Source organism: Leptobacterium flavescens, from assembly GCF_010671605.1.
In the GTDB taxonomy this organism is placed as follows: domain Bacteria; phylum Bacteroidota; class Bacteroidia; order Flavobacteriales; family Flavobacteriaceae; genus Leptobacterium; species Leptobacterium flavescens.
Genome location: NZ_JAABOO010000001.1, coordinates 451,191 through 473,739, shown reverse-complemented (window position 1 = coordinate 473,739; position 22,549 = coordinate 451,191). Strand labels below are relative to the sequence as shown.

The window sequence follows — 22,549 nt, the reverse complement described above, 5'->3', positions numbered from 1 at the left end:
AAACCGCTTCATTTAAGAAGCGGCCTCATATTTTTTTAAGAAATTTTGATGACGGTGTTATATATCGTCAAAACTGATATCGGTAAAACTATCGGAGGACTTATGCTCTCCGTTTTCAGAACCCGATACGTGTTCCTTTTTAAAATCTTTTTGATGACGTTCAGAAATAACCTCTTCACCCTTCTGATTAATGATATATTCGGTCATTTCTCCGAGAATATCCTTAAACGCATTAAAATCTTCTTTATAAAGATAAATTTTATGTTTTTTATAATGGAAAGAACCATCATCATGAGTGAATTTTTTACTTTCCGTGATAGTTAGATAATAATCTCCCGCCTTGGTAGCTCTTACATCAAAAAAGTACGTTCTTCTACCGGCTCTCAGGACTTTAGAGAAAATTTCATCTTTCTCTAACAATTCTTTATCGCTCATAATCCCTCTTACTTAAAGTTTTAGTTGATTTCTTTTTCACAACCAAAAATGTGAAAAAAATCCTAATGAAACAACTATTTTCTACATTTCTTTTTCCGAAAGCTGATTTAAATAGAGCTCTTTATAATAGCCTTCCTGGGTTATAAGTTGATTATGAGTGCCTTGTTGTACAATCTTTCCTTCATCTAAAACTAAGATTTTATCAGCATTTTTTGCCGAAGAAATCCGATGACTTACAATGATAGTTGTTTTGCTGTTAGCGGCTTTCTGAAGATTGTTAAGGATCTCTTCTTCGGTCTCGGTATCAACTGCGGAAAGACAATCGTCAAACAGGAATATTTCCGGATCTTTGATCAGTGCCCTTGCTATGGAGATACGTTGTTTCTGCCCTCCACTCAGGGTGATCCCTCTTTCTCCAAGAACCGTATCGTACTCTTTATTGAAATCCATAATGTTTTTATGGACCGCTGCTTTTTTAGCCACTTCAATGATCTCCTCATCCGTTGCGTCTTCTTTCCCGAATTTAATATTGTTCCGGATACTGTCTGAAAACAGGAAAGCATCCTGAGGAACAGCACCGATGGCATTTCGCAAGTTGTATAAATTGAGTTGATCGATAGCTACCCCGTCAATTAAAATAGAACCCTGACTTACATCGTACAGGCGTCCAACCAGGTCCAGCACCGTAGATTTTCCGGAACCGGTCTTCCCGATAATAGCTAAGGTTTCTCCTTTATTGGCAAGAAAGGATACATTTTTCAGTGCTTCTATATTGGTATCTTCATAAGTGAAAGATACATTCCTGAACTCGATATTCCCGCCTATCTCCGAGGCTTCCTTTCTGTTATTCCTGATTTGAGGAACTTCTTTCAGGAATTCATTGATCCTCTTCTGGGAAGCTTCTGCCCGCTGAACGATAGAGGTCACCCAACCTACGGTCGCTACCGGCCAGGTAAGCATATTTACATAAATAATAAACTCGGCAATAACCCCGATTGAATCGATCTCGTTATTGATGTATTGACGCCCACCGATATAGATCACAAACAGATTACTGACCCCGATAAGGAGGATCATCATAGGGAAAAACCAGGCATTTACCTTTACCAGGTTCATGCTTTTATTCTTTCCGTCATTGGCTATTTCTTCCAGCTCCGCATTGATCCGGTTTTCTATCCCGTAGGCCTTGATCACCGAGATTCCCGAAAAAGACTCCTGGGTAAAAGTAGAGAGCTTTGACAGGTATTCCTGAACGATCGTACTTCTTTTATGAATGATCTTACTTATGGTATAGATAAGGTAAGAGAGGATAGGTAAGGGGATAAGGGTGTACATGGCCATTTTGGATGACGAATAGAACATCAGCGGGATTACACAGACAAAAAGGGTAATGGTCTGGATACTGTACATAATTGCTGGTCCTGCATACATTCTAACCTGCCCCACATCTTCACTTATCCTGTTCATCAGGTCTCCTGTTCTGTTCTTTTTATAGAAATTGAGAGAAAGGCGTTCGTATTGCCTGAAAACCTCATTCTTAAGATCGAATTCTATATACCTGGACACATTAATGATGGTCTGTCGCATAAGGAAGGTGAAGAAACCGGATAAGAGTGCCGCTGCAATAATGATAAGGATGTATTCTACGAGCTGCCCCCTCACGATGGAAGGGTCGTTTTCCGGATTTTTAAGGTATTCCTCTACTGCTGCCAGTGAATTTTTAACATATGGGGGGATTACAAGGGAAAATACCCTGGCAATAATGGTAATGACGATCCCTATCAGCAGCCTGTACCTGTATTTTATGAAATATTTATTGAGATGTTTTAATTCTTTCATGTTCTTTCTTTATTCGCTGAATATTAAATATTTCACAATTTGACTAGGTATCTTTTGTTTCAAATTGAATATTCTTTTAAATTTGCCCAGATTTTTTATCATAATAATAAAAAATATAGTCTTTAAATTTAATTTTATATAAATGATATCAGAGGTTCTTCCTTTTAATGAACTCAAAAAAGTTGACCCAGTTTTTGGTCAACTTTCTTTTGACAATCATGAGCAAATCGTTTTTTGCAACGACAAAGATACAGGATTAAAAGCAATAATCGGAATACATAACACAGTTTTAGGACCTGCACTTGGAGGTACCAGAATGTGGCAGTATAACAATGAATGGGAAGCGTTAAATGACGTATTGCGACTCTCCAGGGGAATGACTTTTAAATCGGCTATTACAGGACTTAACCTGGGCGGTGGTAAAGCGGTTATTATCGGTGATGCCAAAACTCAGAAGACTCCGGAGCTGATGAAGAAATTTGCTGAGTTTGTTCATTCTCTTAGCGGAAAATACATTACTGCAGAAGATGTGGGAATGGAGACATCGGATATGGATCTTGTACGTGAGATCACTCCTTATGTTACCGGGATCTCAGAAGAGAAAGGTGGAGCAGGAAACCCATCTCCTATAACGGCTTACGGGGTGTTTATGGGAATGAAAGCTGCAGCCAAGTACAAATTCGGAACAGATCATCTGGAAGGCAGAAAAGTATTGGTACAGGGAATCGGTCACGTTGGTGAATCTTTGGTAGAACACCTTAGAAATGAAGGAGCTGAAGTACTGATCGCAGATATCAATGAAAACCGTCTGGCAGAAGTGAGCAAGAAATACGGGGCTACTGTTTTTAGCGGAGATGACCTTTACAGCGCAGATGTAGATGTATATGCACCTTGTGCCCTGGGAGCTACGATTAACGATGGTACTATCGAGAAACTAAATGCCAAGATCGTTGCAGGTGCTGCTAACAATCAGTTGGCCGATGAGAAAAAACACGGAGAATTACTGAAGAAGAGAGGTATTGTATATGCTCCTGACTTCCTGATCAATGCCGGAGGTATCATCAACGTATATGCAGAACTGGAAGGTTACGGAAAAGCAGAGATCGTGAGAAAGACCGAGAATATCTACAATACGACTCTTGAGATCTTCGAGCACTCGGATGCTAAAAACTGTACGACTCATGAATCGGCTTTAAGTATTGCTCAGGGACGTATTGACGCCAGAAAATTAGAGCAGGAAAAATAACCGATTTTCCAAAATAATATTATTTTTGCGGGGCGAAAGAAATTCTTTCGCCTTCATTTTATAAGTTCTTTAAATATGTTAACACGAAGACATATCAGGGTTAAGGTAATGCAATCTATTTATGCATTGATCCAATCGAAAAATACAGATATGCAGAAGGAGGAAAAATTCCTTACGGTAAGCATGGAGAATATGTATAATTTATACGTTACCCTTCTTAATCTCATTATAGCTGTTCAGAAACTGGCCGAAGACCAACTTCTTATTTCCCAGAAAAAATACCTGGCTACGGAAGCAGAGAAGAACCCGAATAAAAAGTTTATCAATAACGAGATCCTTCAGTATTTAAAGGAAAACACACTTTTACAAAATATCACCAAAGAACGCAGACTAACCGATTGGGATCTGGAAGAAGACTATGTAAAACTTATTTACAAAGAGATCCTGGAGAGCCCCGTGTATGAGGAGTATATGAAAACAGAGAAGAGTTCTTTTGCGGAGGACAAGGATCTTATTATTGAGATCTTTAAGACCATCATAGCTCCTAATGATAAACTTTACGAATATATAGAAGATAACAGGCTAACCTGGGTAGACGATCTGCCCCTGGTTAATACACTTATCCTGAAGATATTTAAAAAGCTTAAACCCGAACCGCCGGAAAACTACTTTACGCCTAAATTGTTCAAGGATATGGACGATAAGGAGTTTTCCAGAAACCTTTTCAGGAAGACCATTCTGAATGATGAAAAGTTTCAGGAGGAAATTATCGGAAAGACCCCTAACTGGGATGCGGAGAGAATTACCGAAATAGATTCTATTCTGCTGAAAATGGCCATTTGCGAATTTCATAAGTTCCCGTCCATTCCCGTTAAGGTTACCATTAATGAATACCTGGAAATAGCAAAAGAATATTCAACCCCAAAAAGTAGCATCTTTATCAATGGTGTTCTGGATAAACTGGTCAAAGATTACACGACCAATAATTCGTTAAATAAAAGCGGAAGAGGGCTGATGTAAGAAAATAATTAGTATTTTTAGCCAAAATAAAATGATTGAATAATGAAAAAAATTTTTTTGATTTTAGGAATCGCTGCAACTACGGCATTCGTATCGTGCAAGAACAACGATGCCAGCAGCAAAATTAAATCCGAAAATGTTGAGGTAGCCGCTCAGAGAGATGAAGCTGCGAAAAATGTTGCGGAAATGACCTTTGAGTTTACCGAATATGACTTCGGTTCTATCGAACAGGGAACTCAGGTTGAAAAGGTTTTTAAATTCACTAATACAGGAAATGCGCCCTTAATTATTACCAATGCAACCAGCTCCTGCGGATGTACAATTCCACAGTATCCGAGAAATACACCTATTGCTCCGGGAGAGTCAGGTGAGCTTTTGGTAAAGTATAATGGTTCCGGAAAGAACCAGGTGACAAAAACTGTTACCGTTACGGCCAATACTGCAAAAGGAAGTGAATTAATAAGAATTAAAGCATTTGTAAACGGGAAAGATAATATCTCACCCATAACTTCACAAACCAAATAATAGTTAATGGAAGCACTTAACCAATTTGCTCCTTTTTTACTCATATTTGTGGTTTTTTACTTTTTTATGATAAGACCTCAAATAAAGAAACAGAAACAGGAAAAGAAATTTGCGGCAGAATTAAAAAAAGGAGATAGGGTAGTTACCAAAAGTGGGATGCACGGGAAGGTTATTGAATTAAATGACAAAGACAATACCTGTGTTATTGAGACCATGGCGGGAAAGATCAAATTTGAACGCTCGGCCATTTCAATGGATATCTCTCTAAAATTAAACGCTCCGGCGCCTGCTAAAAAATAAGAATAGCAATATTCATAAAAAAAGCCCTGGCAATATTGTCAGGGCTTTTTTATTAATCTAAAATATATTAGCTCTTCCTGTATTTATCGTTTAATCCGATCCCTTCACTGATCATGGGAATGATCTTTTCCAGGCGTTTTACCTTGGTGCTTTCCTGTTTTGCGGTTTCTATATATTCTGCGTATTCCCTTTTTTTGGTGAGGTTTAATACTTCAAAAGACTGTTTTAAGGAAAGGTCTTTATCAAAAGCCTGTTGAAGGTGATCGGGAATGAGTAAAGGCTTCTTTTTTTCAGGTTTTATTTCCCTTCCTGCCTTCTGATTGGCAATAGCCTCGGCTATATAGGACATTAATGATGGTTCATCAACTTCTTCCCTGGAATCAAACCTCCATTGGCGCATCGCTACCGTTTTGCCTTCCTGGGCATTTATAAGTACCTTCTTTTTATCCTGAAGTAAAGCTCCCTGAAAGAACCATACCCCGAAATAGGACTTAAAACTCCCAAGACCTATTACATTTTTATTGTTGATGGTATAAACCGGGAATCCCCATTTAACGGTTTCCTCGAGCTCTGTGTTTAGAAACAATTCCCTGAGATATACCAGTTCATCCTTCCATTTTTCCTGCCCGGAAATAAAATCATCTACGGTTTTAAAAGACTTCATTATTTAATTTTTTGGGATGGAATAGCTAAAATAAGGAATTCCCGCCGTGAAATAAAGAAAGAAACAAGATAGGAGAGGGGCTTCTTTTAGTTAAGGCTTCCAGCATAATCCAGGTTTTCACCTGTTATTTCTTTGATGTAATCATACTTGAGTTTGATGATCTGACGCATATGAAGATAGTCGTGAGATAACCAGTTAACCAGATAATAACGAGCTGTTATCTTCCCTTTGGTAGGATGCTCATAAGAATTCTGCCAGTTTGCGTTTTCCAGGGATTTAAGCCATTTTACCGACTCTTCTCTTTCCTGCAGGAACTTCTTCAGCATTTGCCTGTAATCCTGGCCCATATAGTTCCTTTCCTTTACCCAAACAGTCGGATCAAAAGGCGGTGGAACTACACCGGGTTTTTCCAATACCCATTTAATACGGAACCTGAAATCCTCCCTTTCTTCATCATATAAATGACAAAGCACTTCGAGCAGGCACCACTTATCCTTATGCGGTTTCCACGTACAAATATCGATATCTGAAATGTCCTGAAGAAGCTTCTGGAAAACACCGAGGTTTCGCTGAAGCTGAAAGATGATTATATCGTTCATGCGTCACTAAGATTTTTAAGGCGACGCTAAGATAAAGACATTTTTAAGATTATTTTCTTTTTGCGGTTAACTCACATATTTTAACGATAACCTCCACTGCCTTTTGCATACTTTCTACGGGAACGTACTCATAAGGACCGTGAAAATTATGTCCTCCGGCAAAAATATTAGGGCATGGAAGTCCCATATATGACAGCTGAGAACCATCGGTTCCTCCTCGTATCGGTTTGATGATAGGTTCTATATCGAGTTCCCGCATGGCCTGTTCGGCAATATCCACAATATGCATTACGGGCTCCACCTTCTCCCGCATATTGAAATACTGATCTTTGATCTCTACCTTAACCACTTCCGATCCGTATTTTCGGTTAAAATCGCCGGCAATCTGATGAATAAGGCCTTTTCGGGCTTCAAATCCGTCTTTGTCATGATCCCTGATGATCCCTTCCATACACGCACTTTCTACCTGAGCATCTACTTTGTAGATATGGAAAAAGCCTTCTCTTCCTTCGGTTTTCTCGGGAACCTCATTCTGTGGTAGGAGGCTGAGGAATTTATTGGCCATTAAAACAGCATTGACCATTTTATCCTTGGCATATCCCGGGTGTACACTTTTTCCGGTAAATGTGACCTTCAGTCCGGCTGCGTTGAAATTTTCGTATTCCAGTTCACCAACCTGGCTTCCATCCATGGTATAGGCCCATTCTGCACCGAACTTTTCCACATCAAACTTATGAGCTCCGCGCCCGATCTCTTCATCAGGTGTAAAAGCCACCCGTATTTTTCCGTGCTTGATCTCCGGATGCTGAATGAGATAGCTCATAGCCTCGATGATCTCTGTAATTCCGGCTTTGTCATCAGCACCAAGTAAAGTGGTACCATCTGTGGTGATTAGTGTTTGCCCTTTGTACATTAAAAGATCATCAAAATAATCGGGAGAGAGTATCATATCCGATTTGCGATCCAGTACGATATCCCTTCCGTCATAATCTTCTATGATCCTGGGATTTATGTTGGTTCCCGAATAATCGGGAGTAGTATCGAAATGAGAAATAAAACCGATTACCGGTATGTCTTCATCCGTATTGGCCGGTAAAGTGGCCATAATATATGCGTGATCGTCTATAGTCACTTCCTGCATACCTATTTCCATAAGGTCTAAAACAAGCTTGTGAGCAAGGTCCCATTGCTTTTTGGTACTTGGTGTGGTATCCGATTCAGGGTCTGATTGGGTGTCTATTTTTACGTAGCGAATAAAACGATCGATAAGGTGCTGCATAATTTTCAATTTTGCCAAATGTAAAATTTATATGTGAACTAAAGGTTAGTTAGATATAAAAAATTCTTTTTCGATCGATTTGTAATTTGTGAAAGATTAGGCATTTGTAAGTGTCTTTTTTCTTTAAAAAAACATTTCTAAGAACTATTTTTGCGGAAACAATTTCAGATGTACAAATTTTTAATTCGGCCGATTTTCTTTCTGTTTGACCCGGAAGCCATTCATCACTTTACTTTTTCGCTGATCCGTTTTCTTTTTAAAATACCCGGACTGTCTTTAATATTTAAAAAGACCTATACGGTAGAGGATAAGCGCCTGGAACGGGAGCTCTTCGGATTGAAATTCAGGAATCCGGTTGGATTGGCAGCAGGTTTCGATAAGGATGCCAAATTGTTTAACGAACTCTCTTCTTTTGGTTTCGGTTTTGTGGAGATCGGGACTTTAACTCCCAAACCCCAACCCGGAAACCCTAAACAACGCCTTTTCAGATTAAAGGCCGATCAGGCCATTATTAACCGTATGGGCTTTAACAATGGGGGAGTAGAGGAGGCAGCTATCCGGTTAAAAAAGAATAAAGGAGTTTTGATAGGAGGAAATATCGGAAAGAATAAAGTAACTGCCAATGAAGATGCGGTGAAGGATTACGAATTGTGTTTTGATGCTCTTTTTGACCTGGTTGATTATTTTGTGGTAAATGTGAGCTCTCCGAATACCCCGAACCTGAGAGAACTCCAGGACAAAGAGCCTTTAACCGAATTATTACTAAGCCTGCAAAAAAGAAATAATACCAAAGAACACCCGAAACCCATCTTGCTTAAGATAGCTCCCGACCTGTCTGAAGAACAATTAACGGATATTATAGATATCGTTAGCGAAACTAAGATTGCCGGGGTAATTGCCACTAATACCACCATTTCCAGAGAAGGCCTGGATTCGCCGTGTTACCTGGCTGCAGAACAGGGAGGGCTTAGCGGAAAACCATTGACTACTAGAAGTACGGAAGTGATCAGGTTCCTGGCAGAAAAAAGTAATAAAGCCTTTCCGATCATTGGAGTGGGAGGGATACATTCGGCTCAGGATGCCCTGGAAAAACTGGAAGCAGGAGCAGACCTGGTACAGATCTATACCGGATTTATTTACGAAGGACCTGCACTGATCAAATCTATCAATAAAGCGATCTTAAAAACTATGTAAGGAATAATGCGAGTCGGGCTCTCTTCCCTTCCGGAAGGGCTTCATTCCTGACAATGCGTTTTAATTTCTCCTGATCTTTTGAGTTGCTAAAGAGCAGTTTGTAGAATTCGGCAGTACTGATGCTGTCTTCAGCTTTTTCTACCAATACCATTTTATCGGAGGCTTTTACTTCTCCTTCTTCCATGATGCGTATATAAGTACCCGGAAATCCGCGTTCTATGAATTGTTCCAGGATGATTTGCGTATCGAACTTTATACCTAATTTATAGCAGGGTTCCCTGGGTTGGGTAATCTGTACAAGTGCCTTTCCAATCCGGTAAATATCTCCGACCAGTATATCGGTTTCATTCAGGCCTTTAACCGTTAGGTTCTCTCCGAACATGCCCCATTCCCATTCCAGTTGCGGATATAATGATTTCCAGTAAGGATATTGATCGGCAGAAAAAAGATAACAGGCCTTAAATTCTCCTCCGTGAACTCTCAGATCGGCTACCTTATCATCCTTAACTCCGTCACGACCTAAAAAAATACTGTCCACTGCCTTTTTATATATACCGGTGGTTACTTCGCGCCCTCTCCACATAACTGTTGTGGGATTGGCTATATTGGTTGAGATAATTTCCATGTATTGCTTATATAATGCCTGAGAAACCAGGCCTGATTGATAAGGTAAAGCTAGCAAAAAAAGATTAGCTTTTCTCTACAAAAATCTTAAATTGATCCAGCCATTTCTGCACTTGTTTTTTAAACATGGAAGGAAAGAGGAACGCCATCAGTTTTGGCATAAAACCAATGAATCTGGTATATTCTATTTCTGTTTCATATCTGGTAATTCCGGGTTCCGGACTGCTAAACCGGTTTGCCATGGTATTTTCCATATGAGTATGCTCGTATTTTCCGCTGAATTCTTCCGGGAGGTTTTTGACGATGATGGTCTCTATAAGTTCTATCCGGCGCTTTCCCTGAACATAGAATAATCTTGATTTGGCACCCGGCTGTCCGGCTTCCCCTTCCAGGTGCTCATAACTTTGAAAACCATCCTGCCATTCCTTTAAATTATCCACATTATCAAATAGCTCTATAACCTTTTCAATCGGAGCATTTATATCGACAAAACAGCTGAATTTCATATGCTTGAGTTTAGATGATGCTTAAACCTTTTAAATGTCGGGAATACAGAAGCTGCCTGTCCATCAAATATCTTAGATCTTAACAGGCAGAATAACAGCTTTTTACACTATTCCATACCCAAAGTCTCTTTCGACATATGCATGGTAACCAGCATATGAGGTGCATCCACTACTTCGGCTATCTTCAGGTCGCCTGCAAGAGAACACAGAGCATAAGCCTCCTCTGTGCTTAAATGGTGTACCTCCTTCAGATATTCAACCATATAGAGTGTTGCCTTTTTTGCCGCCTCATCTATGGTAAGTCCGAAACCGGTAGTTGCGTAATGCGTTGGCGTTTCATATTCCGGCTCCCTAATGCTACGGCCCTTAATGACCTCCAACTCATAAATAATTCTCATGGGCGCTTCGATGGCCGTACCGCAAACTTCTCCCAATCCCTGAACGGCATGGGTATCACCTATAGAAAAGAGAGCACCTTCTACAAAAACGGGAAAATACACGATCGTTCCTTCTGTCATATTCGGATCGTCCATATTACCTCCATTGGCCCTGGGAGGGATGGTAGACAGCAATTCTTCCGTATCCGGAGCCACTCCCATAACCCCGGGAAATGGTTTGAGCGGGATCTTTATCTTATCATTAAAATCTACATATTCCTTGTCTGCCCCCAATTCGTATATTCTCAGATATTTGCTTTTAATGGTATCTGCCAGAAAGCTAAAACCCGGAAAAATGGCATTCCAGCCCCAATCGCCCATTTCAATTTTATGAAGAGTTACTTTCAGTACATCTCCGGGCTGGGCTCCTTCTACATAAACCGGTCCGGTAAGAGGGTGAATAGGTTCAAAACTAAGCGAATCCAGGTCGGCAAGGTCCGATTCAAGATCAAATTGTTCATCACTGGCATCTTCGGTAAATGCTTCAATTACAGCTCCGGGCTGTACCCTTAAAACCGGCGGGATCGTGCTACTGAATTTGTTATGGGTCTGATCTTTGGTCAGTGTATACTGTGCTTTTATCTCTTCCTGTTTTTCCTCCTGTTCGGTATGTGACGCTTCCTTTTCTTCCTTCTGATTACAGGCTACAAAAAGGAATAAGGCGAATAAGAAAAAGAAGTTTTTTACGGAAAGATTCATGATATTTCGATATTAAGTTTGATTAGCTATTTTGAATGATCCCTAAAAATAGGAATTCTGATCTACAGTTGATAAATTTTTTGCCCTCCGGGTATTAATATCAGCGATATTGTTCCAGGATCTTTGCATCTACCCAGTAAATGTCCTGTCTGCTGGTATAAAAAAAGTATTTCCCGTCCCGGCTTACAAAGGGGCAAAGCTCATGCCCGTTGGTATTTATGAGGCTCCCCATATTTTTGGATTTTGTCCAGTTCCCGTTCTCGTCTTTAAAACTGATATAAAGATCTCCTCTTCCAAGCCCTTCTTTCCGGTTGGCACAAAAGATAATATAGGATTCATCAGGAGCAATGAACACATCTGCTTCATAACTCCCCGTATTCACAGCATCACTCAGCTTAACTGCCTCCTGATACTCTCCTTTTCTTCTGGCCGAACTGTAAATGTCAAAATTGTAATCATTTCCGTTTTCTGCCATTTTGTTGGATGAAAAATACATGCTCCCGTCCTCTGTAAAGGATATATAGTATTCATTTTTATCAGAATTGATATTCTTTCCGGCGTTTATAGGCTCGGACCATTTATCTCCGTTGCGTACGGAATACCAGATATCGTAATCTTTACCTGATCCCTTGCCGTTCATGGGCATATCGGAAATATAATAGAGTTCGTTTTCGTCCGGAGACAGAAAAGGATCGTTATAACCGTATTGCTGATGTGAAATAATGGTTTTTGAAGGGGTCCATTTACCATTTTCAAGTCGCGTATATCTTATTTCCGACCGGTTACCGGTATCCACTCCGTAAAAGAATTCCATCCCGTCTTTGGAGAACACCGATCCGAATTCGTATTCCGTGGATTTGGAAATAAGCCCGGGTGCAAAGATCTCCGGTGTCATGGACGGAGGTGTTTGCCCGAGATATTGAAGGGAATTATCAGTTCCTGAAGGATAACTGTTGATAAGAACTAAGAATAAAAGGGTAATAATGGGTTTCTGAAGACTTGTCATTTTATTATTAAGAATTTTACTTTTTCGACTTTTTATTATCCATATGTATTTCTCCCATCCTCATGATAGATACTCCACTTCCCCAGCCTGATCCGTGATCGCTCTGCATATTCTTAATATGGAGAGGATGTATATTATGTTCACCATAACACAGGAGGGAGAGTATTTTTCCGGGTCTGTTATGCCAGCTGGCCCAGGAAAGAGGGGATTCTCCGTTTATATCCTTCAGGCTTTTATCTGCTCCTGCCTCCAGCAGAAGCGTGATCGTATCTTCGTTTCCGAATGCAGCTGCCCGGTGCAGTGGGGTTTCTCCTTTGGTGTATGCATCTCTCATAAATCCGCCTGACTCTTTTCCGGCAATGGTCTTTACATTGGGATCGGCCCCGTAGAAGAGCAATAATTTTAATATTAAATTGGAAACCGGACGATTGGAGGAACACAAACTGTTATGTAATATAGATTCGCCCGTCTCCGGATGAGCGTAATTAGGATCGGCCCCTTCCTCCAGCAGATACTGACATAGTTGCCAGTGACCGTGAAAAGCTGCTCCGTTCAGATCGTAATTCTTCCCCAGATCGTCGAGAGAAGCTCCTTTGGAGATGAGGTATTTTATTCCGCTCACATCGCCATAATAAGCACACCATTTTATAAGGGGAGTTCCGTACTTGTCCGTTGATCGGGCATCATAGCCCTGTTCGAGTAAATCGAAAACCAGATCCGTACGTCCGTCTGTAAATTTATCAATCATCTTTTATACTTTAAGCATCCCCCACAATGGCAGCAACGGCCTTTGTAATTTTACCATCTGAGATAGAAATGATCTCACCAACCCTTACTTTTTCTCCCTTTTCGGTCAGGCCGTCATAGATCAACGCCGATTTGTCTGTGGTAAAAATGGCATCCAGTAAGTCTACCTTAACCCACTTTATCCCGTTTCTGCACATCTCAACAAAAGGCTCGGCACCTACTATTTTACTCCCGTTCAAATTAAATTCCACTTTGTCATGCAGGGAATTCCGCAGCGCTTCAAAATCTCCTTTCTGCCATGAATAAAAATAGGCAAGGGTAAGTTCCTTATTGGTTTTGGTATTATCCATATTCTAATAATTGATCGGGCGATCTTGCCCGTAATGGAGGAATAGCATAAAAATAAGGAATTTTAAACTTTAATTTGTTAATTAATAGGGGATTATGCTGCTGTTAATACTATTCCTGATCACAACCTTCAGGTTCCACCGTATAGGAGAGAGAGGATATTTTCCACCCTTCTTCTTTTTTGATCAGGGTAAAGACATCTACCCCGCAATGAGAAAAATCTTTATTGATCCATAAATTATAGGGAGCCCATACCATTGCTATACGCTTGTGGATCATTACTTCTGTTTTTTCCTCAATAAGACGTTCCTTGATCACTCTGTTTTTGTTAAAGGACACCTTATGAGGGGAACGACCACCTACATTAATTTTACCATTTCGCTCACTCACATAGAAATTATAGGAATCATCCAGGAATACTCCTTTAAAAGCCAGGGTGTCCTGATCTTCCAAAGCCTTAAAAAAGGTATCGACCACCTTCAGGACTTTTTGCTTTTCTGTCTGGGCAGATACCGTTAAATGAAATGAAATAATAAATAAGAGTGCGAAGCTTAGTTTGCGGATCATATAATTGTATTTTCAGGTCTTGATTTTGATTTGAACTTTCAAAAATTACGAATAATTTTCTTATCTCTGAATCAAATCGATCCAAACTTATATTCCGTACTTTTACCAAAAATTTTTTTATGAATTCCAGAGAACAGCAATTAAAGGCTTTTGACCGCCTCCTGACCATCATGGATGAACTTCGTGAGCAATGCCCGTGGGATAAAAAGCAGACGATGGAAAGCCTTCGACACCTAACCATTGAAGAAACTTACGAATTGGGAGATGCTATCCTGGATGGAGACCTGAATGAAGTTAAAAAAGAGCTGGGAGATATCCTTCTTCATATTGTCTTTTATGCAAAGATCGGAAGTGAAACACAGGATTTTGATATAGCCGATGTGGCCAACAGCATTTGTGATAAACTGGTAGACAGACACCCTCATATTTATGGTGATATAGAGGTAAATGATGAAGAGGATGTAAAGCGCAACTGGGAGAATCTTAAATTAAAAGAAGGGAAAAAGAGCGTGCTGGAAGGAGTTCCTAAAAGCCTTCCTGCCCTGGTTAAGGCCAACAGGGTTCAGGACAAAGTTTCGGGTGTGGGATTCGACTGGGAAGAACCGCATCAGGTATGGCAGAAACTGGAAGAAGAATTGAGTGAATTCCAGGAAGAAGTTAAAACCGGCGATAAAGACCGGATGGAAGCTGAATTCGGGGATGTGATGTTCAGTATGATCAATTATGCCCGCTTTCTCGATATTAACCCGGAGAATGCATTGGAACGCACCAATAAAAAGTTTATAAAACGCTTTCAGTACCTCGAGCGGAAAGCAAAGGAAAATAACCTCAATCTGAAGGATATGTCGCTGGAGCAAATGGATGTTTTCTGGGAGGAAGCTAAAAAATTATAAAGAGACTAAAAAGCTCCGGAAACTATGTATCTTTGCCTGGCTGAAAATACTTCATGGCATTAAATAAATACACAAAAGAATTCAGATACAACCTTAAGCTTGCTGTGCCCGTGATTGCGGGAATGGTAGGGCATACCCTGGTACAGCTTTTTGACAATATCATGGTAGGGCAACTGGGAACGGCAGAACTGGCCGCAGTCTCCCTGGGTAACAGTTTTATCTTTATCGCCATGAGTATTGGGATTGGATTTTCTACGGCTATAACCCCTTTGGTGGCTGAGGCAGACGGAGAACAGGATACCGATAAAGGAAAACAAGCCTTTAAACACGGATTATTTCTTTGTACCATACTCGGGATTACGCTTTTCGGACTGGTATTGTTAAGCAAGCCACTGATGTATTTTATGGACCAACCCGAAGAGGTAGTGGCCCTGGCCATTCCATATCTTGACCTGGTAGCTTTTTCACTGGTACCTCTCATCATGTTTCAGGCACTCAAGCAGTTTTCAGATGGTTTGTCCGAGACCAAATACCCCATGTACGCCACTATCCTTGCCAATGTGGTGAATATTGCACTCAACTACCTGTTGATATTCGGAAAGTTCGGTTTCCCGAAAATGGGGATCGTAGGAGCAGCAGTGGGTACCCTGGTATCACGTTTTGTCATGCTGGGTTTCCTTTGGTTTATGTTTGGCAGAAAAAAGAAATTCCTTCCCTATGTTTCAAAACTTAACTTCAGGATCATCCATACCCATATTCTGAGGAAGATCATGAGCCTTGGCTTTCCCTCGGCTATGCAGATGTTTTTTGAAGTGGCCATTTTTACAGCGGCTATCTGGTTGAACGGGATCATAGGAAAGAATGCACAGGCTGCAAATAATATTGCGTTGAACCTTTCTTCTTTTACTTTTATGTTTGTCATGGGATTAGGTGCTGCCACCATGATCAGGGTAGGGAATCAAAAGGGATTAAAACGATTCAGGGAATTGAGAAGAATAGCTTTCTCTTTCTTTCTAATGGCTTTTATTATTCAATCTTTCTTCGGGCTTTTATTTACCGTTTTTCACGAGAGCCTGCCGTGGATCTATATGAATGAAGATAATCTTATAGACTATGAGAATGTGCTGGAAGTAGCCAAAATTGCTTCCAATCTGCTTATCGTAGCTGCTATTTTTCAGGTATCCGACGGGATCCAGGTGGTTGTCCTGGGAGCTTTACGGGGATTACAGGATGTAAAGATACCCACCCTTATTACTTTTATAGCCTATTGGATCATCGGTTTCCCGATCTCCTATTATCTGGGATTGAAAACCGATTTCGGAAGTACCGGAATATGGATCGGATTGCTGGCCGGATTAACCGCATCGGCTATAATGTTGTATATTCGTTTTAACCTGATCACTAAAGAACTGATCAGAACCAAGGAAATAAACCAATAACCTTTTAAAACCTTATCTATATGGAATTACCAAAGTTTTTGATAGGAGATAATACAGATTACCAGGATGCTATTTTTGTTATCCATACCGATTATCCCCGTTTTATTATCAACCTGGTAAATGATGAGGTGGAATGGCTGGAAGAGTTTGCTCCGGAAGATGAAAAAGAACTGGCTTCGGAAACGGAGAACCTCGTTCAGGAAGCAACCGACTTTTACGACAGGGAAGTGAGTAGATACGAAGACCAATAATCTTATTAAAACCACAAACCGATGCTGGAAGAACTGATCAGGTACGATAAAGAGCTTTTCCTTTTTTTAAATAACCTCGGAACGGAGAATTGGGATGGCTTCTGGATGTTTATGACTAATAAATGGGCTTCTATTCCTCTTTATTTTGTTTTACTGCTGATTTGTCTGAAAAAAACGGGATGGAAAGCCACTTTAATAATTGTCGTTGCCGTGGCATTAATGATCACAGCAACAGATCAGCTGGCCAATGCATTTAAATACGGAGTGGCCCGGCTTCGCCCCTGCCATGACGATACTATTTTTGATAAAATGCGATTGGTTAAATCCTATTGCGGAGGTAAATACGGATATTTTTCTGCACATGCGGCAAATTCTTTTACCGTGGTTACTTTCTTCTCCCTGGTGTTGAGACCCTATATAAAATGGTTCCCGATATTGTTACTGGTTTGGGGACTAATAGTATCATATAGCCGTATCTATATCGGAGTGCATTTTCCTTTGGATATCATCACCGGAATAAGCTTCGGATTACTGATAGGATGGTTGTTCTACGTATTGAGGAACTACGCCCAGAAAAAAATAATAAAATAGTTTATTCTTTTTCGAATATCCTTTTGTTGAAGGGATTCAGGAAGATCAGGAAGAAAATAAGGCCAAAAGCCAATTCGTACACTTCCCATTTTCTGCTCGATGGGTTAATAGCCACAAGAACAGTTCCGATAATAAAAGCAATGGTATGATGCCATTTTACCACAGGAACCGCAAAGCGATCGAAGAGCGATCGTACCCATTCTTTTTTACGATACAAGAACGGGGTAACCAAAAGATAAATGACCATTACCAGCATTAACAGCTGACTGAAGATCAGTTTGTTGATCTTGGTGTCGCCAACCACCAGGTTGTGCAGATTGGTTTCTCCCTGTGCATTGTTCTGCTGGAAAAACTCTCCCGATTCTATTCCGAAAATACGCTGTCCCCAGGAAATCTCTTCGCCTGCAGCAAAAAAGAAAAGAACAATAAAAGCCAGGGTTCCTAATCTCCACAGGGCTTTTTTGTACTTCCAGAGGCTGAAAAGATGATAGACAGAGAGGACAAAAACACAGAACAGCATAATAGCGGTTCCCCATTCTACCGGGCCGTCCTCAACGGTAAATCCGGTGTCAAAATAATTCAGGTCCGTAAAACCAAAATAAAGGCCTATCAGAAAGATAACCCCTAAAACGAAATATGCTATTTTATCGGTTTTTGTCAATGTATTCATAAAGATCTTTTTACAAGATAAAGTTTACTTACCAGGCGTTTTTTATGCCCTCGTTTTTCGGGATTCGCCCCGTAATTAATATCGAAAACTTCTTTTAGTTCGATATTAAAAGACGCATCAAATATACGCTTAAATTCATTCTCTTCCACCGGAGTCACCAGAACAGCAAAGCTGTTTTCTTCCGGGAGATCTACTGTATCATCTTCTTTGATCAGGGGGATGGAAGCCCCGTAATGCCATATCATCTCGGGAGCTATTTCCCCGAAACTATATACGTTCATCTCTTCTTTTTCGGCAGATGCTTTCAGGCTTGAGATATTGTTGAATGCCTCATTTTTCTGAAAGGCTTTTGCCAGAGGAAAAGCAGTCAGTTTAATGCAGGCTACAAATCCGATGGTCAGGAGAAAAGCGTAGTAGATATTTTTTTGTCTGAGTTGTTTAAAGATCAGTATCCCAAGGCTAAAAAGAATGATTGAGGTGAGGATAAAATATACCCATAAACCTTCTATGTTATCCTTCAGCAGAAAATATCCTGCAATGGGAAATGCAATTCCGATAAGCCCGATCAGCCCGAAGTGAAAATAAACGGGGAATCTTTCCTTTGCGTTCATTTTATCCTTAAATGCCCTGATAGCGTATTCTATATAAAATCCCGTATTAAGCGCAAGCGGAATAAGCACAGGTACCAGATAACGTGTCTTTTTCTCAGGAATGATCGAGAGCAGGACAACCGAAAGAACCGTCCACAGAAAAGTAAAGCGATAGATAGCCGGATGGGATACTCTATTCTTCAGATAAGGGTAAAACAAACTTGCAAAAGCAGGAATGGTCCACAGACCACTCTGTGTAAAGAAACTCCAGTAATAATAAAAAGGACGTACGTTATAGCTGCTCCAGTTACCGGTTTCCTTTTTGGTAATGGCCAGGAAAGCAGCGGGATCCGCCCAACGTACATACAAGAACCACCAGATACTGATGATCGCAGCCAGAAGCAGTAATACCACAAGCTGACCTCCTTTTTGCTTAAGTCCTTTATAGCGGAAAACTATCCCGTAGGCGATCAGAAAGGGCAGAAGTACCGCATATACAGATACCGGCCCCTTACTCATAAATGACAGACCAATAAGAATGGCTGCCAGGAGACTGTATTTCCATTTTTTGCTTTCTTCCCTGAAAAAGCGATATAAAAAATAGATACCCGCCAGCATAAATCCGTGAGTATAAATATCCCAGGGAGCTTCATTCGTAATAGTTATAATATAAAAAGAGCTCAGGAGGATAAGAGCATTGATAAGCGCGTGCCTTTTATTCTCTACAAGTTTTAAAGAGAAAATATACCCGATATATCCCAGGAAAATAGCCATGATCATGGTTGGTATACGCAATACTGCCGGATTATCAGCCCCAAAGATCAACCCTGGAATAGCGGTTAACCAACTTGGTAAAGGAGGTTTCTGATATCTCGGAAGATCATTCATGGTTGTCAGCAACCAATTCCCGTCTACTATCATTTCCCTTGCCGTTATAAAATTCCGAGCTTCCATAATAGTAACCGGAAGTACATTTAAATGAAAGAGAAAAATAGCTGCCCCCGCCAGAAGGATCACTTTTACCGGATTTTCTTCTATCCACTTCATGCCTTTTGATTTTTAAGGATAAAAAGGTTTCTCACATAAACGGTCAATCCGAGGATATGCCCGACAAAGAGTACAGGGTCCTTTCTGATAATCGCATAGGTGAGTATTAAGGAAGACCCCAGAATACTCAGGAGCCAGAACCCCATAGGGAGTGTAGATTCTTTTTTCTTTTCGGAATAGATCCACTGATACACAAAACGAAAAGTAAAGATCACCTGAGCCACACTTCCCAGAACAACCAGCCACAAAGGAATATTCTCGTTTTTAAAGAAATCGTTCAGGTCATAGGCATTATTATTATAACCGTATATAACTATCAATACAGGGAAGATCCAAAGAAATATCCTGAACGCCCTGGGTAGTTTTACCCATTCGCCCTGTAGTTGCAGATTCCTGATGTAAATAAAGTAGGTGAGGGTCTGCCCCAGCATAATGGCAAAATCGTCGCGAAGCCATCCGTAGATAAAAAGCAGAAAAGATGCCAGTAAACTAAACTGCCAGAACAGCCTTGGGGTCAGCACCTTTTTGTTTTTTTCGGATACTACCCACTGAACGATCATTCTTCCAGAAAACAGCAACTGGGCAAAGAATCCGATAGCGTAAATCAGCCAATCTGCCATTTATCCTTTTTTAGCTACTTCGTAATTAATGTATTTCCTTTTCATCCAAAGATAGGCGAAACAATCCATCAGAGGGCCGAGAAGCCTGTTCCACAAACCGAATTTGGCCTGCCCCGCAATACGCGGAAAATGACGTACCGGAACCTGAAGGATCTTTCCGTTTTGCAAAAGGATCATGGCCGGTAAAAATCGATGAAGGCCTTTAAACATAGGAATGCGTTTGGCGTAATCGGTACGGATCACCTTAAGAGGGCATCCGGTATCATCCATTCCGTCTTTGGTGAAGGCTCTTCTGATACCGTTGGCTATTTTTGAGGACATATTCTTTACAAAGGAATCCTTTCTGTCCGCTCTTACCCCTGTAACCAGGGCGTGTTCGCCAATATGCTCGAGCAGAAGATTAAAATCTTCGGGAGCAGTTTGCAGATCGGCATCTATATATCCGGTCAGTTCGGTATCCGAATGATCGAATCCGGCTTTAATTGCAGCACTGAGCCCTCTGTTCTGCGCAAATTGTACATAATGAAATGCCTCGTTGCGTTCGCAAATTGTTTCAATGAGCTCCTGACTTTTGTCTTTGGAGCCATCATTTACGAAAAGAACTTTTGTCTTTTTAGTGGAAAGGGTCAGATAGTGAGCGAGTTCCTTTTCAACTCGTTCCAGGTTATCTTCTTCGTTGTAAACCGGAATTATAATCGTGAATTCGTAATTCATTTTAGGTTAGAATGATAATGCAAATGTATTCTTTTATTAAGAAAAAAAGAACTAGGATTGCTCTTTAATAAGATCGAGCAGGTATCGGGCAGCTTCAAAAGGCGTTATTTCATTATTGGCCACTGCTTCCAACTGCTCCTGAAGCTGTTTTTTTACAGCTTTATGATTGTAAAATCCGGAACGTAATTGTTCGTCTATTGTCTGTAACAACCAGTATTTGTTTTGCTCAATCCTGTGATGTTCAAAATAATTGCTTTTTTTACTCTGGGCCATATAGGTCATCACCAGTTCCCAGCTTTCCCGGATCCCGGTATTCTCAATGGCAGAAGCAACGGTTACCTTCGGGACCCAGCTGTTCTCCTTGGGCGGATATAACTGAAGAGCCCTGGTAAATTCGGTTTTTGCCCGTTTGGCGGCTTTGGTGTTTTCGCCATCTGCCTTGTTTATGATAATGGCATCGGCCATTTCCATGATCCCTCTTTTAATACCCTGAAGTTCATCTCCCGCTCCGGCCAGTTTCAGCAACAGAAAGAAATCGACCATACTGTGTACGGCTGTTTCACTTTGACCTACACCCACGGTTTCGATGATAATGGTATCATAACCTCCGGCTTCGCAAAGGATAATAGACTCGCGTGTTTTCCTGGCTACTCCTCCCAAAGAATCTCCTGAAGCAGAAGGACGGATAAAAGCATTCCTATCCTTTACCAGTTCTTCCATCCGGGTCTTATCGCCCAGAATACTCCCCCTGGTAACACTACTGCTGGGATCTACTGCCAGAACAGCTACTTTTTTTCCTGTGGAGGTCAGATATTTACCCAGGGCCTCGATAAAAGTACTTTTACCTACGCCAGGAACTCCGGTAATTCCAACACGTACCGATTTATTGGCATAAGGAAGACACTTTTTAATAATAGCGGCTGCCTTTTCGGTATGCCTGGGATTGGTACTTTCTACGATAGTGATAGCCCTGCTCAGAGCTACTTTATCCTGCTTGATAATTCCTGCGACCAGATCGTCTGCAGTCAGCTCTTTTTTTCGCTTGGACCTTATCTCCGAAATACGGTTTTTATTGGTGGCCTCCTGGAAAGGGACCCCGTCTTTTTCTTCTAAAGCCGATGTTTTTTTCTTTGAACTCAAATTTTATTGACTAATTGGGACAACTATTTTTGTGCGATCCCATTCCAGGACCATTGCCGTTTCGGGAGCATCCGCAAAGGAAATGGTAAATTGCTCCACTACCGAATCCGTAGAACCGGTCTGGACATTAACCACCAGCGCATCGTGCTCTCTTTCAACTATAGGTTTATTCCCGATCTTAACTCCCCAGGAATACATTTTAGTGTTAAAAATAATATCCCACGAATCTTCATTCGGGATTGTAAATACCGAGTATTTCCCTGCAGCCAGTTTCTGTCCGTTAATATTGATATCCTTATTGGTCTCAAAAGTGGTCGCTTCATTGGCTCCGGTACGCCAGATCTGTCCGTATGGTACAAGACCCCCGAAGATATTTCTTCCTTTTTTAGATGGGCGATTGTAAAATACAGATAATTCCAGACCGTCATTCTTAAACTCTACAGTAGTCTCCGGACTGTGTTTTTTGGTTTGCGATTTCATATACCTCATGGCACCGAATAACCCCAGAACGAGGACCGCCAGAAGTATGAGGATCCATTTTATTGATTTTTTCATTTGA

At 40.8% G+C, this 22,549-nt stretch carries 27 protein-coding genes; 9 read left to right on the top strand and 18 right to left on the bottom strand.

The window, feature by feature from the left end; all coding sequences use genetic code 11:
- Window positions 1–57: 57 nt before the first annotated feature.
- Both GWK08_RS02175 and GWK08_RS02170 read right to left on the bottom strand, forming a co-directional pair.
- The gene (locus GWK08_RS02175) at window positions 58–435 is read right to left on the bottom strand and encodes a PUR family DNA/RNA-binding protein (RefSeq protein ID WP_163605268.1); all 378 of its coding nucleotides are present in this window, start codon (window positions 433–435) and stop codon (window positions 58–60) included.
- Window positions 436–516: 81 nt separating this feature from the next.
- Window positions 517–2,274, bottom strand: a complete 1,758-nt coding sequence (locus GWK08_RS02170) for an ABC transporter ATP-binding protein (RefSeq protein ID WP_163605267.1) — start codon at window positions 2,272–2,274, stop codon at window positions 517–519.
- A 142-nt stretch (window positions 2,275–2,416) separates the two neighbouring features.
- On the opposite strand from GWK08_RS02170, the gene GWK08_RS02165 reads away from it, so the two are divergent.
- From GWK08_RS02165 to yajC, 4 genes are all read left to right on the top strand, one after another.
- Window positions 2,417–3,520, top strand: a complete 1,104-nt coding sequence (locus tag GWK08_RS02165) for a Glu/Leu/Phe/Val family dehydrogenase (protein ID WP_163605266.1) — start codon at window positions 2,417–2,419, stop codon at window positions 3,518–3,520.
- A 75-nt stretch (window positions 3,521–3,595) separates the two neighbouring features.
- On the top strand, window positions 3,596–4,540 hold the full coding sequence (gene nusB, locus GWK08_RS02160; RefSeq protein WP_204335984.1) for a transcription antitermination factor NusB: 945 nt from the start codon (window positions 3,596–3,598) through the stop codon (window positions 4,538–4,540).
- A gap of 42 nt (window positions 4,541–4,582) precedes the next feature.
- Entirely contained in the window at window positions 4,583–5,065 is a 483-nt protein-coding gene (locus tag GWK08_RS02155; protein WP_163605265.1) for a DUF1573 domain-containing protein, read from the top strand.
- 6 nt (window positions 5,066–5,071) lie between these two features.
- Window positions 5,072–5,365, top strand: a complete 294-nt coding sequence (yajC, locus tag GWK08_RS02150) for a preprotein translocase subunit YajC (RefSeq protein WP_163605264.1) — start codon at window positions 5,072–5,074, stop codon at window positions 5,363–5,365.
- A 67-nt stretch (window positions 5,366–5,432) separates the two neighbouring features.
- On the opposite strand, the gene GWK08_RS02145 is transcribed toward yajC, so the two are convergent.
- The 3 genes from GWK08_RS02145 to pepT form a co-directional block, all read right to left on the bottom strand.
- Window positions 5,433–6,029: a YdeI/OmpD-associated family protein gene (locus GWK08_RS02145; protein WP_163605263.1), complete on the bottom strand. Its 597-nt coding sequence runs from the start codon at window positions 6,027–6,029 to the stop codon at window positions 5,433–5,435.
- A gap of 86 nt (window positions 6,030–6,115) precedes the next feature.
- Window positions 6,116–6,628, bottom strand: a complete 513-nt coding sequence (locus GWK08_RS02140; protein WP_163605262.1) for a DinB family protein — start codon at window positions 6,626–6,628, stop codon at window positions 6,116–6,118.
- A 49-nt stretch (window positions 6,629–6,677) separates the two neighbouring features.
- Window positions 6,678–7,907, bottom strand: a complete 1,230-nt coding sequence (gene pepT / locus GWK08_RS02135; RefSeq protein WP_163605261.1) for a peptidase T — start codon at window positions 7,905–7,907, stop codon at window positions 6,678–6,680.
- 168 nt (window positions 7,908–8,075) lie between these two features.
- On the opposite strand from pepT, the gene GWK08_RS02130 reads away from it, so the two are divergent.
- Complete coding sequence (locus GWK08_RS02130) at window positions 8,076–9,101, top strand: quinone-dependent dihydroorotate dehydrogenase (protein ID WP_163605260.1); 1,026 nt, start codon at window positions 8,076–8,078, stop codon at window positions 9,099–9,101.
- On the opposite strand, the gene GWK08_RS02125 is transcribed toward GWK08_RS02130, so the two are convergent.
- The 7 genes from GWK08_RS02125 to GWK08_RS02095 form a co-directional block, all read right to left on the bottom strand.
- On the bottom strand, window positions 9,094–9,726 hold the full coding sequence (locus GWK08_RS02125) for an MOSC domain-containing protein (protein WP_163605259.1): 633 nt from the start codon (window positions 9,724–9,726) through the stop codon (window positions 9,094–9,096). The two genes, GWK08_RS02130 and GWK08_RS02125, sit on opposite strands and share 8 nt — an antisense overlap.
- A gap of 64 nt (window positions 9,727–9,790) precedes the next feature.
- Window positions 9,791–10,231 (bottom strand): SRPBCC family protein, encoded by a 441-nt coding sequence (locus GWK08_RS02120; protein ID WP_163605258.1) that lies wholly within the window; start codon window positions 10,229–10,231, stop codon window positions 9,791–9,793.
- Between the two features lie 107 nt (window positions 10,232–10,338).
- Window positions 10,339–11,367: an acetamidase/formamidase family protein gene (locus GWK08_RS02115; protein ID WP_163605257.1), complete on the bottom strand. Its 1,029-nt coding sequence runs from the start codon at window positions 11,365–11,367 to the stop codon at window positions 10,339–10,341.
- 100 nt (window positions 11,368–11,467) lie between these two features.
- The gene (locus tag GWK08_RS02110; RefSeq protein ID WP_163605256.1) at window positions 11,468–12,373 is read right to left on the bottom strand and encodes a PD40 domain-containing protein; all 906 of its coding nucleotides are present in this window, start codon (window positions 12,371–12,373) and stop codon (window positions 11,468–11,470) included.
- A 16-nt stretch (window positions 12,374–12,389) separates the two neighbouring features.
- On the bottom strand, window positions 12,390–13,121 hold the full coding sequence (locus GWK08_RS02105) for an ankyrin repeat domain-containing protein (RefSeq protein WP_163605255.1): 732 nt from the start codon (window positions 13,119–13,121) through the stop codon (window positions 12,390–12,392).
- Between the two features lie 10 nt (window positions 13,122–13,131).
- The gene (locus GWK08_RS02100; RefSeq protein WP_163605254.1) at window positions 13,132–13,470 is read right to left on the bottom strand and encodes a nuclear transport factor 2 family protein; all 339 of its coding nucleotides are present in this window, start codon (window positions 13,468–13,470) and stop codon (window positions 13,132–13,134) included.
- 109 nt (window positions 13,471–13,579) lie between these two features.
- Window positions 13,580–14,035: a nuclear transport factor 2 family protein gene (locus GWK08_RS02095; RefSeq protein WP_163605253.1), complete on the bottom strand. Its 456-nt coding sequence runs from the start codon at window positions 14,033–14,035 to the stop codon at window positions 13,580–13,582.
- A gap of 119 nt (window positions 14,036–14,154) precedes the next feature.
- On the opposite strand from GWK08_RS02095, the gene mazG reads away from it, so the two are divergent.
- From mazG to GWK08_RS02075, 4 genes are read left to right on the top strand one after another with little or no spacing between them, the layout of a single operon-like run.
- The gene (mazG, locus tag GWK08_RS02090; RefSeq protein ID WP_163605252.1) at window positions 14,155–14,928 is read left to right on the top strand and encodes a nucleoside triphosphate pyrophosphohydrolase; all 774 of its coding nucleotides are present in this window, start codon (window positions 14,155–14,157) and stop codon (window positions 14,926–14,928) included.
- 53 nt (window positions 14,929–14,981) lie between these two features.
- On the top strand, window positions 14,982–16,367 hold the full coding sequence (locus GWK08_RS02085; RefSeq protein ID WP_163605251.1) for an MATE family efflux transporter: 1,386 nt from the start codon (window positions 14,982–14,984) through the stop codon (window positions 16,365–16,367).
- Between the two features lie 20 nt (window positions 16,368–16,387).
- The gene (locus GWK08_RS02080; RefSeq protein ID WP_163605250.1) at window positions 16,388–16,618 is read left to right on the top strand and encodes a hypothetical protein; all 231 of its coding nucleotides are present in this window, start codon (window positions 16,388–16,390) and stop codon (window positions 16,616–16,618) included.
- A 21-nt stretch (window positions 16,619–16,639) separates the two neighbouring features.
- The gene (locus GWK08_RS02075) at window positions 16,640–17,209 is read left to right on the top strand and encodes a phosphatase PAP2 family protein (protein ID WP_163605249.1); all 570 of its coding nucleotides are present in this window, start codon (window positions 16,640–16,642) and stop codon (window positions 17,207–17,209) included.
- Between the two features lies 1 nt (window position 17,210).
- On the opposite strand, the gene GWK08_RS02070 is transcribed toward GWK08_RS02075, so the two are convergent.
- From GWK08_RS02070 to GWK08_RS02045, 6 genes are read right to left on the bottom strand one after another with little or no spacing between them, the layout of a single operon-like run.
- The gene (locus GWK08_RS02070; RefSeq protein WP_163605248.1) at window positions 17,211–17,879 is read right to left on the bottom strand and encodes a hypothetical protein; all 669 of its coding nucleotides are present in this window, start codon (window positions 17,877–17,879) and stop codon (window positions 17,211–17,213) included.
- Window positions 17,876–19,516 carry an ArnT family glycosyltransferase gene (locus tag GWK08_RS02065; RefSeq protein ID WP_163605247.1) on the bottom strand — a complete coding sequence of 547 codons (1,641 nt, stop codon included), beginning with the start codon at window positions 19,514–19,516 and terminating at the stop codon, window positions 17,876–17,878. The genes GWK08_RS02070 and GWK08_RS02065 overlap by 4 nt, the downstream gene beginning before the upstream one ends.
- Entirely contained in the window at window positions 19,513–20,136 is a 624-nt protein-coding gene (locus GWK08_RS02060) for a lipid-A-disaccharide synthase N-terminal domain-containing protein (RefSeq protein WP_163605246.1), read from the bottom strand. Before GWK08_RS02060 ends, GWK08_RS02065 begins: the two co-directional genes overlap by 4 nt.
- Window positions 20,137–20,850, bottom strand: coding sequence for a glycosyltransferase family 2 protein (locus tag GWK08_RS02055; RefSeq protein ID WP_163605245.1), 714 nt, complete (start codon window positions 20,848–20,850; stop codon window positions 20,137–20,139). It lies immediately after the preceding gene.
- 51 nt (window positions 20,851–20,901) lie between these two features.
- Window positions 20,902–21,990, bottom strand: a complete 1,089-nt coding sequence (gene meaB, locus GWK08_RS02050; protein ID WP_163605244.1) for a methylmalonyl Co-A mutase-associated GTPase MeaB — start codon at window positions 21,988–21,990, stop codon at window positions 20,902–20,904.
- A 3-nt stretch (window positions 21,991–21,993) separates the two neighbouring features.
- Complete coding sequence (locus tag GWK08_RS02045) at window positions 21,994–22,545, bottom strand: DUF2911 domain-containing protein (RefSeq protein WP_163605243.1); 552 nt, start codon at window positions 22,543–22,545, stop codon at window positions 21,994–21,996.
- Window positions 22,546–22,549 lie beyond the last annotated feature (4 nt).

Excerpts from the sequence above, each read along its gene's own strand:
- GWK08_RS02175 (WP_163605268.1), bottom strand. The coding sequence starts at position 435 with ATGAGCGATAAAGAATTGTTAGAGAAAGATGAAATTTTCTCTAAAGTC.
- GWK08_RS02170 (WP_163605267.1), bottom strand. The coding sequence starts at position 2,274 with ATGAAAGAATTAAAACATCTCAATAAATATTTCATAAAATACAGGTAC.
- GWK08_RS02165 (WP_163605266.1), top strand. The coding sequence starts at position 2,417 with ATGATATCAGAGGTTCTTCCTTTTAATGAACTCAAAAAAGTTGACCCA.
- nusB (WP_204335984.1), top strand. The coding sequence starts at position 3,596 with ATGTTAACACGAAGACATATCAGGGTTAAGGTAATGCAATCTATTTAT.
- GWK08_RS02155 (WP_163605265.1), top strand. The coding sequence starts at position 4,583 with ATGAAAAAAATTTTTTTGATTTTAGGAATCGCTGCAACTACGGCATTC.
- yajC (WP_163605264.1), top strand. The coding sequence starts at position 5,072 with ATGGAAGCACTTAACCAATTTGCTCCTTTTTTACTCATATTTGTGGTT.
- GWK08_RS02145 (WP_163605263.1), bottom strand. The coding sequence starts at position 6,029 with ATGAAGTCTTTTAAAACCGTAGATGATTTTATTTCCGGGCAGGAAAAA.
- GWK08_RS02140 (WP_163605262.1), bottom strand. The coding sequence starts at position 6,628 with ATGAACGATATAATCATCTTTCAGCTTCAGCGAAACCTCGGTGTTTTC.
- pepT (WP_163605261.1), bottom strand. The coding sequence starts at position 7,907 with ATGCAGCACCTTATCGATCGTTTTATTCGCTACGTAAAAATAGACACC.
- GWK08_RS02130 (WP_163605260.1), top strand. The coding sequence starts at position 8,076 with ATGTACAAATTTTTAATTCGGCCGATTTTCTTTCTGTTTGACCCGGAA.
- GWK08_RS02125 (WP_163605259.1), bottom strand. The coding sequence starts at position 9,726 with ATGGAAATTATCTCAACCAATATAGCCAATCCCACAACAGTTATGTGG.
- GWK08_RS02120 (WP_163605258.1), bottom strand. The coding sequence starts at position 10,231 with ATGAAATTCAGCTGTTTTGTCGATATAAATGCTCCGATTGAAAAGGTT.
- GWK08_RS02115 (WP_163605257.1), bottom strand. The coding sequence starts at position 11,367 with ATGAATCTTTCCGTAAAAAACTTCTTTTTCTTATTCGCCTTATTCCTT.
- GWK08_RS02110 (WP_163605256.1), bottom strand. The coding sequence starts at position 12,373 with ATGACAAGTCTTCAGAAACCCATTATTACCCTTTTATTCTTAGTTCTT.
- GWK08_RS02105 (WP_163605255.1), bottom strand. The coding sequence starts at position 13,121 with ATGATTGATAAATTTACAGACGGACGTACGGATCTGGTTTTCGATTTA.
- GWK08_RS02100 (WP_163605254.1), bottom strand. The coding sequence starts at position 13,470 with ATGGATAATACCAAAACCAATAAGGAACTTACCCTTGCCTATTTTTAT.
- GWK08_RS02095 (WP_163605253.1), bottom strand. The coding sequence starts at position 14,035 with ATGATCCGCAAACTAAGCTTCGCACTCTTATTTATTATTTCATTTCAT.
- mazG (WP_163605252.1), top strand. The coding sequence starts at position 14,155 with ATGAATTCCAGAGAACAGCAATTAAAGGCTTTTGACCGCCTCCTGACC.
- GWK08_RS02085 (WP_163605251.1), top strand. The coding sequence starts at position 14,982 with ATGGCATTAAATAAATACACAAAAGAATTCAGATACAACCTTAAGCTT.
- GWK08_RS02080 (WP_163605250.1), top strand. The coding sequence starts at position 16,388 with ATGGAATTACCAAAGTTTTTGATAGGAGATAATACAGATTACCAGGAT.
- GWK08_RS02075 (WP_163605249.1), top strand. The coding sequence starts at position 16,640 with ATGCTGGAAGAACTGATCAGGTACGATAAAGAGCTTTTCCTTTTTTTA.
- GWK08_RS02070 (WP_163605248.1), bottom strand. The coding sequence starts at position 17,879 with ATGAATACATTGACAAAAACCGATAAAATAGCATATTTCGTTTTAGGG.
- GWK08_RS02065 (WP_163605247.1), bottom strand. The coding sequence starts at position 19,516 with ATGAAGTGGATAGAAGAAAATCCGGTAAAAGTGATCCTTCTGGCGGGG.
- GWK08_RS02060 (WP_163605246.1), bottom strand. The coding sequence starts at position 20,136 with ATGGCAGATTGGCTGATTTACGCTATCGGATTCTTTGCCCAGTTGCTG.
- GWK08_RS02055 (WP_163605245.1), bottom strand. The coding sequence starts at position 20,850 with ATGAATTACGAATTCACGATTATAATTCCGGTTTACAACGAAGAAGAT.
- GWK08_RS02045 (WP_163605243.1), bottom strand. The coding sequence starts at position 22,545 with ATGAAAAAATCAATAAAATGGATCCTCATACTTCTGGCGGTCCTCGTT.